11 protein-coding genes are annotated in these 12,319 nt (G+C 31.6%); 9 read left to right on the forward strand and 2 right to left on the reverse strand.

Annotated features, from left to right (window positions below):
- Positions 1–11: 11 nt before the first annotated feature.
- Positions 12–1,232: an MFS transporter gene (locus B9N70_RS06525; RefSeq protein ID WP_085114989.1), complete on the forward strand. Its 1,221-nt coding sequence runs from the start codon at positions 12–14 to the stop codon at positions 1,230–1,232.
- Here B9N70_RS06525 and B9N70_RS06530 read toward each other — a convergent pair.
- Positions 1,222–2,250, reverse strand: a complete 1,029-nt coding sequence (locus B9N70_RS06530; RefSeq protein WP_231909389.1) for a sigma-54-dependent Fis family transcriptional regulator — start codon at positions 2,248–2,250, stop codon at positions 1,222–1,224. The genes B9N70_RS06525 and B9N70_RS06530 overlap by 11 nt on opposite strands.
- Positions 2,251–2,454: 204 nt before the next feature.
- On the opposite strand from B9N70_RS06530, the gene B9N70_RS06535 reads away from it, so the two are divergent.
- The 6 genes from B9N70_RS06535 to B9N70_RS06560 all read left to right on the forward strand — a co-directional run bounded on the left by B9N70_RS06535 (position 2,455) and on the right by B9N70_RS06560 (position 9,008).
- Positions 2,455–3,516 (forward strand): NAD(P)-dependent alcohol dehydrogenase, encoded by a 1,062-nt coding sequence (locus B9N70_RS06535; RefSeq protein WP_085114991.1) that lies wholly within the window; start codon positions 2,455–2,457, stop codon positions 3,514–3,516.
- 81 nt (positions 3,517–3,597) lie between these two features.
- Complete coding sequence (locus tag B9N70_RS06540) at positions 3,598–5,076, forward strand: extracellular solute-binding protein (protein ID WP_231909390.1); 1,479 nt, start codon at positions 3,598–3,600, stop codon at positions 5,074–5,076.
- A 71-nt stretch (positions 5,077–5,147) separates the two neighbouring features.
- Complete coding sequence (locus B9N70_RS06545; protein ID WP_085114993.1) at positions 5,148–6,011, forward strand: carbohydrate ABC transporter permease; 864 nt, start codon at positions 5,148–5,150, stop codon at positions 6,009–6,011.
- A gap of 3 nt (positions 6,012–6,014) precedes the next feature.
- Positions 6,015–6,863: a carbohydrate ABC transporter permease gene (locus tag B9N70_RS06550; RefSeq protein ID WP_085114994.1), complete on the forward strand. Its 849-nt coding sequence runs from the start codon at positions 6,015–6,017 to the stop codon at positions 6,861–6,863.
- Complete coding sequence (locus B9N70_RS06555; RefSeq protein ID WP_085114995.1) at positions 6,863–7,942, forward strand: ABC transporter ATP-binding protein; 1,080 nt, start codon at positions 6,863–6,865, stop codon at positions 7,940–7,942. Before B9N70_RS06550 ends, B9N70_RS06555 begins: the two co-directional genes overlap by 1 nt.
- Positions 7,935–9,008: an ABC transporter ATP-binding protein gene (locus B9N70_RS06560; RefSeq protein WP_085114996.1), complete on the forward strand. Its 1,074-nt coding sequence runs from the start codon at positions 7,935–7,937 to the stop codon at positions 9,006–9,008. The genes B9N70_RS06555 and B9N70_RS06560 overlap by 8 nt, the downstream gene beginning before the upstream one ends.
- A gap of 38 nt (positions 9,009–9,046) precedes the next feature.
- On the opposite strand, the gene B9N70_RS06565 is transcribed toward B9N70_RS06560, so the two are convergent.
- A complete protein-coding gene (locus B9N70_RS06565; protein WP_231909391.1) occupies positions 9,047–10,279 on the reverse strand; it encodes a HupE/UreJ family protein in 1,233 nt (410 codons plus the stop codon).
- Here B9N70_RS06565 and B9N70_RS06570 point away from each other — a divergent pair.
- Positions 10,164–10,931 carry a DUF4198 domain-containing protein gene (locus tag B9N70_RS06570; protein WP_231909392.1) on the forward strand — a complete coding sequence of 256 codons (768 nt, stop codon included), beginning with the start codon at positions 10,164–10,166 and terminating at the stop codon, positions 10,929–10,931. The two genes, B9N70_RS06565 and B9N70_RS06570, sit on opposite strands and share 116 nt — an antisense overlap.
- A 144-nt stretch (positions 10,932–11,075) precedes the next feature.
- Positions 11,076–12,236 carry a TRAP transporter substrate-binding protein gene (locus B9N70_RS06575; RefSeq protein ID WP_085114998.1) on the forward strand — a complete coding sequence of 387 codons (1,161 nt, stop codon included), beginning with the start codon at positions 11,076–11,078 and terminating at the stop codon, positions 12,234–12,236.
- The last annotated feature ends 83 nt before the right edge of the window (positions 12,237–12,319 follow it).

The raw sequence follows: 12,319 nt of genomic DNA on the forward strand, positions 1-12,319 counted from the left end.
CAAAAATCTTAATGAACAAACCCATTTTAGCACAATCAAAAGCTGTAAGTATTTTTCTTATTTTTGCTTTAGGTTATTTTATTTCAACATTATTAAGAGCTATTAACGCAACTATATCTCCAGAATTAGTTTCAGAATTTGATCTAAGTGCTGCAGAACTTGGTCTGCTGGGAGGAGGATATTTTTTAGGTTTTGCAACTGTTCAAATTCCCCTTGGATATTTGCTAGACTCTAAAGGACCAAGAAAAATAGTTTCATATTTTTTATCAATAACAATAGTTGGATTAATTTTATTTGCTTACGCACAAAATTTTATAATGCTTTTAGTTTCAAGAATATTAATTGGTATTGGAGTTGGTGCCTGTTTAATGGGTCCATTAACAGCTTATAGAGTCTGGTATCTAGATGAAACTCAACAAAGAGCAAATTCGTGGATGCTTATGGTTGGTGCAATAGGAATGCTGTCTTCTAGTTTACCAGTACAATATTTTATTCCCACTATTGGATGGAGAGGAGTTTTTATTTTTTTAACTGTACTTACATTGATTTGTATAATTTTAATTATTCTTTTTATTCCTAAATGGCAAACTGAAGAAAAATTAAATAAAATAAAATATGCTGAACTGAAAAATGTTTGGCAAAATTCATTTTTTAGAAGCCTAGTGCCTGTGGGCTTTTTTAATTATGGCGGCCTTTTTGCTATCCAAACACTTTGGGCAGGTCCATGGATGACTAGAGTGTCCGGTTATACTGCGGAAGAAAGTGCGAAAGGATTGTTTTTAATTTATTTTTGTTTGCTTTTTTCTTTTTTGTTATGGGGATATTTTGTTCCGAAATTTTCTAAAAATATTAAAGATGCAGTCAAACTATTAAGGTGGGGTGCTCCTTTAAATTTAATAGTGTTACTTTTAATTATTTATTTAGGCTCAAGCGCGGGCGCATCTTACTGGGCCTTATTTGCAGTAAGTTCAATTTTTTTATCATTAACTCAGCCTGCTGTGGGAATGGCTTTCTCTACTTCAAATGCTGGTAAAGCACTAACATCTTTTAATTTATTATTATTTGTTGGTGCATTTTTTATCCAATGGATTATTGGTATAATTATTGATTTTGGAATTAATCTTGGAATGAATGAAATTTATTCATTTAGATTATCGATGTCTTTTGTATTTTTAACATCACTATTTTCTTATTTTTATTTTTTGAAAAAAAGTAATAGTTTTAATTATTAATGTGTTTGTAGATTGTTGTTCTGGATATTCCGAGTTTTCTAGCAGTTGCTGCGATATTTTTTGTTTTTAAAAAAGTCGCTCTAATTAAAGTACATCTCTGTTTTTTTATTTTAGTATCTTTGCAATTATTACATGCATAAGACTTATCTAAATTTAAAAAATCTTTATTTTGATTGAAATTTTTATTTTGAGTTAAGAAAACTGATGAACCCAAATAATCACTAATTTTAATTACCTTCCCATTAAGTAAATCTTGAACAATTAATGAAAATGAATTCGTAAATATGTTGTTAAAATTTTGATTTTTTAAATCTACTAAACCATGCAGCATAATTTTTGCATTAGAGTTAGAGCCCACAATATTTCCATCACCATTGATAGCTAACAAGCCTACACTTGTTGTCGATAAATATTCTTGTCTTGGATGAAAAGATAATATTAATTCATTCGAGAATTGATTAATAAATAGTTTAGTTTCTATACTTCTTGTAGCTAAATTTACTAAAGCAAGGGTGTGTTGTTCTCGAGATCTTGCATCTGTTGATGCATCTATTATTCCAACTGTATTTCCATCGTAATCAATAATTGGGCTTGCAAAACAAGATAATTTTTCATGATTTACAAAAAAATGTTCTTTGCCTGAAACAATAGTTGATTTCTTTAATTTCGTAGCTAACCCTAGACCATTAGTTCCACAAATCTTTTCAGACCAAATAGATCCAGGTATTACAGATTTACCAACATCTTCTTTTAAACAAGACTTATCAAAAATAGTATCCAGCACTAATCCTTCCTCATTAGAAAAAGCTACCATAAAATTAGTACCAGCAACCTGTGAATATAAAAGTTCAAGTTCAGGAATAATTATTCTTCTTAAAGCCTCTTTTTTCTGTCTTGCTTCTTTTAATTCTTGAGATGAGATGACAATTTTTTTTGGATTAGAAAAAGGATTAAGACCAGAGGAGACACATCTTGCCCAACTGTCAGAGACTTCATCACTCATTTTCTCTGATAGCATATCTCTTTTTTTGAGAATAAATTTAATCTCATTATTTACGTTTAGAGGAGTGCTCATAAGAAATTATATTAATTATATAGATATGTGATGACAACCAACCCCAGGTTGAATATGTAAATAAACTGGACAGTTTTGATTTAAAAAGACTCCCAACAAAACTTAGTTTTTAATAAGCTAATTTAATAATTAATGGGAGAATAATAAATGAAAGCACAAGTTTTACATAAATACGATCCTGAAATGAAAGAAAAAGTATGGGTCACAGGCGAAGAGATGCCAAATCCAAAATTAGAAAAATCATCAGATGTAATAGTTAAGATCGGAGCAGCGGGTGTTTGCAGAACTGACCTTCATATCATTGAAGGTGTTTGGAAACATATTCAAGATCCAGATGGAAAGTTATTACCATGTGTTATGGGACATGAAAATGCAGGATGGGTTGAGGAAGTTGGAAAAGATGTAACAACTTTTAAAAAAGGTGATCCTGTAATCTTACACCCTTTAATCTCAGGAACAGATGGAACATGTTTAGATTGTAGAAGGGGAAATGATATGCATGCTGAGGCAGGTGCTTTTCCAGGGCTAAGTATTAAAGAAGGTGGGTATGCAGAGTTATTAAAAACAAGTGTTAGAAATTTAATTAAATTACCAACGGTACTTACACCTAAAGATGTTGCACCGTTCTCAGACGCAGGACTTACAGCTTATAGAGTTGTAAAAAAAGCATCTAGGCATTTATTACCTGGACAAAATTGTGTGATAATTGGCGCTGGAGGTTTGGGTCATATTGCAATTCAATGTTTAAGAGCAATGTGTGCAGCAAATATTATTATTGTTGAAAAATCCAAAACAGCTTTAGATCATGCTATGCCACTTGGTGGTGATGAGGGTGTTCTGATTGATGGTAATGAAGTTGAAAGAGTACTGGAGCTAACAAAAGGTAAAGGTGCTGAGGCTGTAATAGATTTTGTTGGAGAAAAAGGATCAACATCAATGGGATTAAAAATGACTGGAGGCGGAGGAAGTTATTACATCGTCGGTTATGGTGAAGAAATAAAAAGCCTTGCAGTTGATTTAATCATTGCTGAAAAAAGTATAATTGGAAATTTAGTGGGAACGTGGTCTGAACTATATGAGTTAATGGAATTGGCTAACAAAGGTTTAGTCAAATTATCCATGCAAGAATATAAATTAGACGATGCTAATAAAGCACTCCATGATCTTAACGAGGGTAAAGTTAAGGGCCGAGCTGTTTTAGTTCCATAATTAAAAAGAGGAGAGGAAAAAATGCAAATAATAAAAACTTGCTTAACGGCCGTAATATCAAGCATGATGATATTTAGCCCGATGGCATATGCAGATAAGTGGAGTGATCAATTCCCGCATATCAAAGCAACAGGAGATATTCCAGGTGATTGTTCTTATGAAGAAATGTCTAAGAAAAATTATAAAGGAAAAACTCTAAAAATAAATACTCACGCAATTCCAGTAATGGGAGAGCCAACAGCTCTTCATGCTGAACAGTTTGAAAAATTAACTGGAGCTAAAGTTGAAGTAACACATACACCAGCAGGTGATTTGTATTCTAAAGCGATGGTTCCTTTCCAAGCTGGACAAGCACCTTACGATATTGTGTTTGGATTTTCTAACTTTATCAATGACTGGAAAAGATATTTAGCACCAGTTCCTAAGAAGTATATGAACTCAACAGAGATGAAAGACGTAACTAAATCTCATATGGGCGTATCTTCATGGGATGGAACTATGTACCAGTACCCAGTTGATGGTGATAGACATTATCTAAAATATAGAAAAGACGTCATTGATAATCCTGAAATGCAAAAAAAATATAAAGCAGAGACAGGAAAAGATCTAAAAGTTCCAACAACTTGGAAAGAGTATGCTGAAATGGCTAAATTCTTTAATGGTTGGGACTGGGATGGAGACGGTGAGTTAGAATATGGTTCAGCTGAAGTTATGAAAAAAGACGACCTAATGTTCGCAGCTTTTTTCAGCAGATCAGTTGCATATGCTAAAAATCCAAGAACTCCAGGTGGTTTCTTTTTTGATTTAGAAACTATGAAACCAAACATTAATAATCCAGGTTTCGTTGAAGCTTTAACTGATTGGGTTGAGGCTACTAAATATGTTCCTCCAGGAGGAATTAACTTTGGTCTAGGTGATGAAATTGGATCTTTTGGTGGTGGACAAACTTTATTTAGTTTTTCATGGGATGATGCATTTATTGCTGCGATGCAAGATGATAGTCCTATTAAAAACAAAGTAGGTACAGCTCCACTTCCAGGTGCTAATAGAGTTTGGAACAGAGTTACAAATAGCTGGGAAAACCAATACAACCAAGCTCCTTACATTGTTTGGGGTTGGGCAGTTGGTGTTGCTAAGAAAAGTAAAGTAAAAGATATGGCGTTTGATTATCTTTGCTTCTTCTCAAACGGAGCAAACCACCAAGCTGACTTAGCAATAGGTAGATTTGGTGTAAACCCATTCAAAAACTCTGACTTCGACCCTAATATTTATATTAATAGTATGGGTTGGGATCCAGAGATCGCTAACAGTTATACACAAACACTTTTAGATATGGAGAAAAGTCAAAACAGAGTTTTCCCACTAAGAGTTCCAGGTGTATTTGAGTTTACAAGTGCTGTCGCTACAGGAACTTCTAAAGCTTTAGCAGGACAATTATCTCCTCAGGAAGCACTAGATGAAGTTGCTAAAGAGTGGGAAGCAATTGTAAGCAGAGTAGGTAAAAAAGCAGTAAGAGATGCCTACGCTGTTGGTGTCAAAATGGAAGACAACCAACTATAATAATACTTAATTTATGTGGCCATTTATTAAAATGGCCACATATAAAAAAAATAATATAATCCAATTTATAAATGAACTTTAAGCATAAATATTTCTTTTTGTTTCCAGGTCTATTTGTGCTTATTGGAATTTTAATCTTTCCAATTATTTTTGTGGTAAGGTTAAGTTTATCTGGATGGAATAGTTATAATCCGGGCTTAGATTTTATAGGTATAGAAAACTATATACGTCTTTTTACTGACGACCCAAGATTTTGGGAATCTTTTTTTAGATTAAGTTTTTTGTCAGTTACAACAGTAATTCTACAGTATGTGATTGGATTTGCTCTCGCACACATGGTTTGGAAAGACATCAAATTTAAAAGATTTTTTAGAGTTTTGTTTTTAGTACCTATGATGACAACACCGGTTATCATGACGGTTATTTGGCGTACATTTTTTCATGAGTCTTTAGGACCTGTAAATGATATTTTATCTAATTTTGGTTTATCTCCCAAATGGTTAACCGACCCAGCTCTTGCAAAATTTACAGTTATTATAGTCGAGGTTTGGCAGTGGACACCTTTTATGTTTCTACTTTTATTAGCGGGATTATTATCATTACCTAAAGAACCATTTTTGGCAGCTGCAATTGATGGAGCTAGTCCTGTTAGAAAATTTATTTATGTAACTTTTCCACTTATGGCTCCCATATCAATTGGGGCAATAATTATAAGATTAATTGAGGCATCTAAAATTATGGATACGGTGTATGTTTTAACCTCAGGTGGTCCTGGAACTGCAACTGAAACATCAAGTTTTTATATTTTTATTAAAGGATTAAGAGAGTTTCAAATGGGATATGCGGCCTCGATGTCTTTTACTTACTTAATTATCATGATCATAAGTTTAACAATTATTGCAAAAGTTTTAACTAAATTACTTTTAAAAGAATAAATTATGAGCAAACTTTATACATTTTTAAAATATTTTTTTATTATTTTTTGGGCAGTATTTGTTGTTGCTCCTTTTCTTTGGGCTCTAACTACGTCATTTAAAGATTTTCAATCTGTAAATGGAGGGGTTACTTACCTACCATGGGTAGACTTTGAACCTAATTTAGAAGGCTGGAAAGTTTTGATAAAATCTCCTGCTCAAGGTGGAGTTGATATTGTAGAACCTTATTTCAATAGTTTATTTGTTACGTGCACAGCGAGTTTAATCAGTATAATTCTTGGTACACTGTCAGCTTATGCGTTATCCAGATATACATTTAAAGCAGGTTTCGTAAAAAATAATGACATTACATTTTTCTTTATTTCTCAAAGAATTATGCCACCAATTGTTTTATCAATTCCGTTTTTCTTATTTTTAAGTTCAATTAATCTATTGGATAGTCTTTTAGGGTTAATTGTAGTTTATATTGTTTTACTGATGCCTATTGCCGTTTGGATTATGGTTGATTTCTTTAACAAAGTTCCAAGAGAAATTGATGAGACAGCCTTGATTGATGGATGTAATCCTTATCAAGCTTTCTTAAAAGTGGTGCTACCAAATTCTATACCAGGATTAATTGTTGCTGGTATGTTTTGTATTATTTTTGGATGGATAGATTTTTTCTTTGCGTTCATTTTAACTTTTACAGAAGTGCAGTTATTACCAGTTAAAATAGTTGCGCTGAATTCATCAGTTACTCCATGGTGGAGTTTGTCAGCGTCTGCATTAGTTTCAGTTGCACCTTTAATTATAGTAGCGTTCATAGTTGAGAGATATCTATCTAAAGGAAATCTGTCAGGAGCAATTAAATAATGAATTTAATTGCTAACAACTTAACTTTTAAGCCAAGTGAAGAGTATCACTTAAACGAAGTATCATTTAATTTTAAAGAGGGGAATTTGTATACGATCCTTGGACGAACTTTATCAGGCAAAACAACTTTATTAAAAACTATAGCTGGTCTTTTAACACCAGATAGTGGTGCTATTGAATTTGATGGTAAAGATTTTTTAAAAGTCCCAGTTTGGCAAAGAAATGTAGCTATGGTGTATCAACAATTTATTAATTATCCTCACTTAAATGTATTTGAAAATATTGCGTTTCCTTTGAGACAAAGGAAAATTGATAATGAGGAAATCAAAAATAAAGTATTGGATTCTTTAAAATCAGTTGGGTTAGTTGGTTATGAAAACAGAAAAATCCAAGAATTATCTGGTGGCCAACAACAACGTGTTTCTCTAGCAAGATCATTAGTTAAAAATGCTAAAATATTACTGTTAGATGAACCTTTAGTTAATTTAGATTACAAATTAAGAGAACAGCTTAGGGAGGAATTTAAGAGTTTATTTTCAAGGGGTTTGGCTGATGAAACTATTTTAATTTATTCTACTACAGATCCAAGAGAAACCATGGAATTAAATGGAGAAGTAATTGTTTTAGATGAAGGTAAAGTACTACAAGTAGGTCCAGCAAAAGAAATATTTGAGAATCCAAACTCTTTAAAAGTTGCTGAAATTTCTAATGATCCACCAATGAATATCATTGAAGCAGATCTATCTAATAATAAAATTAGATTTGAAGGTATTGAAATAAAAGCACCTAGCCATCTATCAAATCTAAAAGATAGTGGATTAAAGGTTGGTTTAAGATCATCAGATATTGAGCTTAATGAAAATGGCTATGAATTTGAAGTTGAGCTTGCTGAAATTAGTGGTTCTGAAACTTTACTCCATTTAAAAAGAGGAAGTATAAAAATTATTATTTCTATAGAAGAGGTTTTGAATTTTAAAATTCATGACAAGATTAAAATAGATTTTAAAATAGATAGAGCATATGCATTTGGTGCAGATGGCAAATTAGTATCCTCACCATTTGGAGGGAATAATGGCTAAAATTGATTTAAGCAACATCTCACATTCTTATAACCCTAATGATCCAAATCCAGTTTATGCATTAAATCCATTTTCGATGACTTGGGAGAATGGAAATAGATATGCAATCTTAGGTCCCTCTGGATGTGGAAAAACGACAATGTTAAATATTGTATCTGGATTAGTAAGGCCATCAGCTGGAAAAATATTGTTCGATGACAAGGATGTTACAGACTTAAAAACAGAAGAAAGAAATATCGCTCAAGTTTTTCAATTTCCAGTAATTTATAACACCATGACAGTTTTTGAAAATCTTGCTTTTCCATTAAAGTGTAGAGATTTTTCAAACGCAAAAATTGATGAAAGAGTCAACTCTGTTGCAGAAACCTTAAATTTAAAGTCTTTTTTAAATTCTCCTGCAAGAAAATTAACAGCAGATCAAAAACAATTAATATCTTTAGGAAGAGGTTTAGTTAGAGAAGATGTTGCAGCAGTTTTAATGGATGAGCCATTGACAGTTATCGATCCTGATTTGAAATTTAGATTGAGAAGAAATCTGAAAGAAATTAATGAACAATATAAAACAACTTTGGTTTATGTAACGCATGATCAAAATGAAGCCATGACATTTGCAGATAATATAATTGTGATGAGTGAAGGGGAAGTTGTACAGACAGGTTCGCCCAAAGAATTATTTGAAAGACCAAATACGACGTTTGTTGGATATTTTATTGGTTCACCAGCTATGAATTTATTTGAAAGTGAAGTGACCTCTGAAAATAGTGTTAAGATAAATAACTTAACAATTAAGACGAATACAGATTTATCTAATTTAAAAAATAAGAATATTAAATTAGGCATTAGATCTGAATTTATTAAAATTGCAAATGACCAGAAAGAAAATCTTGTTGAAGTAAATGTTCAAAAAGTTGAGGATTTTGGTAATTATAAGTTGATTACTGCTAGTATGGATAATTTTGAAATTAAATCTAAAGTTAATAGAGAAATTGAAATTCCTGGTGAAAAAATCAAACTTCATATACCAGCAGAAAAATGCTGTATTTATGAAAATGATAAGTTGATTTAGTTTATAATTTTTTTTGTTTTTTATATTTATTAAAAAAATTAGATAGTTCTTTCTATAAACCAATATAAACCAACACAAGCTATAACAAGTGACATAGGTTTTGTTATTCTTGTGTCATACCATTTTTGTTTACCAAAAGGTAATGCTAGCAATAGATATGCAATTAGAATTACTGCAATTTGTCCAAGCTCTACACCAACATTAAAGGAAACAAGACTTGTTATAAATAAATCATCTGGGATACCAATCTGGGTTAGAACCCCTGCAAAGCCTAATCCATGAAGAAGACCAAATATAAATATTACAAATGGCCTTGCTCTATTAAGCTTATTTGTGAATAAATTTTCAAAAGCCACATAAGCAATTGAAATAGCAATTATAGGTTCAACAATGTTGGGTGAAATATTTACAATATTTAATACACCAAGAAACAATGTAATTGAGTGAGCGATTGTAAAATAGGTAACCTGAAAGAATAATGGTTTAAATTTTGTAGATAATAAAAACAAAGCTAAAACAAAAAGTATGTGGTCTAAACCTTTTGGTAGAATGTGCTCAAATCCAATAACAATATAGTCAGTTATTGTCTTGAATATGTTTGATTGATCTTCATTAATATTAAAAGTTGATGACAGACTTTCTTTTGTAATTATTTCAGTATGAAGTTCACTTTGATCTTTTGAATTAACACGTAATATTACTGATCCAAAATTTTCATCCCAATAAAATTGGTAAGTGTCCTCTTGTAAATTTTTAAAGCTTAATTCAATGGTACTATCTCGTATAACCTCTATATCTCCGATTTCAGGAATTGTAATTTGTTCTATAATTCCGAAATATTTATTCGAAGAATTAGTTAGATAAATTTTGTCATCTAAACTATCAAATTTTGCATAAAACTTTTTCAATAACTTTTCAGGGCTTAATTTTCTATACTCATCATACAAATCAGACTGATCAGATTCTTTAGTATTTGAGTGATTAGGATCAATTCCAACGATGATGGCTTCTAGATTAATTCTTAAATCAAGTTTTGCATTAGTTTTTTTTTCATTTTTAGTTATATCTAAATTTGCTATGTTTGGTCTAAGTTCATGTGCAAAAACAAAACTTATAAAAGATAAATAAATGATGATTGCTTTTAAAAATATATTTTTGAAAAACCACATAGTATTTTTTTTCTTACTTTTTTTTTTAAATAAAGGTGTATTAGCACATGAATTGTGGCTCGAAAAGAATTCAAATGTAGAAGATAAAACATTGATAGACATTATGATAGGTCAAAACTTTAAAGGCACCCCCTTTGGCTATTCCAATGATGAAAAAGAAAAATTATTTTTAGATAATAATAATATTACAAAAGATATTGAACAACGAGATGGAAATTTCCCAGCGATACAGATAAAACTTAATAATAACTACTTTAATGTAATTAATTATGAGTCAAAATATAGTTTCTTAGAATATGATGACATAAAAGCATTTGAAGATTTTGTTAAAGAACAAAACTTTTTAGATATTTTATTAAGTTACAAACCAAACAAGTTACCAACTGAAAATTATAAAAGATTTTCAAAAATTTTAATTTCAAATTCTGATGATTTTTTTCAACAACAATCAAAATTAAATTTTGAGTTTATTGCTTTGAATTCACCCTTTGATAAAAGAAATGAGTTCTTTGAATTTAAGCTGATGGATAAAGGAAAGCCACTTGGTAATTTTCAGGTAACAATTTTCAGTAAAACTGAGGAAAATTTTATTAAAGAAATTATTGAAACAAAGCCAAATGGAGAGGGAAAAATAAGGGTTTTTGATGATAGAGTTTATTTGTTGAGTGCTGTTAAAATTTTTAAACCAAATTTTATCCAAAATTTAAAATCAAAATCTGATTGGATAAGTCATTGGGCTAGTATGACTTTTTAATTTAATTACAATTAATAGTTGTACGTTTATTCATAAAATTAAAGTATTTATGTGACTTTTTTCTTTCGTATTACTTTAGACTCTTAGGTCTGTTTATGATTATATGCCCGCTGGTTAATTAACTAAATATAAATAGGAGAAATAATGATTAAAGAAAAAAAATCATTGAAGAATACAACTTCTTCAAGACGTAAGTTCTTTAAGACTGCTGCTAAAGCTGGTGCTGTAGCTGCAGCTACAGTTGCAATGCCAAACATCGCAACTGCAGGTTCTCACGCTAAAACATTAAAGATGCAAGCAGCTTGGCCAAGTGGAGCTAACATCTTTTTTGAAATGGCTGGGGACTACTGCAAAATGGTAGAGGAAATGTCTGGTGGTTCACTTAAGATTGACCTTCAACCAGTTGGTGCAGTTGTAAAAACTTCAGAAATCGGACAAGCGGTAAGTTCTGGTGTAGTAGATATGGGTCACTGGGTGACTGCATATTGGTATGGTAAAAACCCTGCTGCATCTTTATTTGGAACTGGTCCTTCATACGGTATGTCATCTCAAGAAGTTATGGGATGGATGGAATACGGCGGAGGTAGAAAACTATATGACGAAACTCTTGCAAAAGTTGGTTTCGATTACATTGGTTTCTTCCATATGCCTATGCCTGCACAGCCTTTTGGTTGGTTCAAAAAGAACGTAACTAAAGTATCTGATGTAAAAGGTATGAAGTACAGAACAGTTGGTCTTGCAACTAACGTTCTTACTGCAATGGGAATGGTCGTTAGACAATTACCAGGTGGTGAAATTCAACCAGCTATGAAAACTGGTTTGATTGAAGCTGCTGAGTTTAACAACCCAACTTCAGACTCTCAGTTTGGTATGCAAGATGTTTCTAAGCATTATCACTTAGGAAGCTTCCACCAATCTCAAGAGATGTTTGAGATTCCAGTTAACAAAAAAACATACAATAGCTTATCACCAGCGCATCAAGCAATTTTGAAAAATGCTGCTTATGCTGCAAACAGTGATAACTACTTTAAAGCTCTAGTAAGATACTCAAACGATCTTGCGAAATTAATGAATGAGCATAAAGTAAATGTATACCAAACTTCAGACGCGATCCTAGCTGAGCAACTAAAAGGTTGGGATAAAGTGATCGGTGACTTCACTAAGAAAGATGCTTTCTTTAAGAAGATCGTAGACTCACAAAAAGCGTATGCTAAGAAAGTAATGAAGTACTTGCTGATGAATCAGCCGAATTACAAATTAGCTTATGAAAATGAGTTTGGACCTATTGGAAAAGTAAAAATCTAATAGATTTTAACGTTTTTTGAAAGGGGGCTTCGGCCCCCTTTTAGTTTGAATATTTTAAGCAATCCACTATTAATTAGAGCCTA

This window comes from Candidatus Pelagibacter sp. HIMB1321 (genome assembly GCF_900177485.1).
In the GTDB taxonomy this organism is placed as follows: Bacteria; Pseudomonadota; Alphaproteobacteria; order Pelagibacterales; family Pelagibacteraceae; genus Pelagibacter.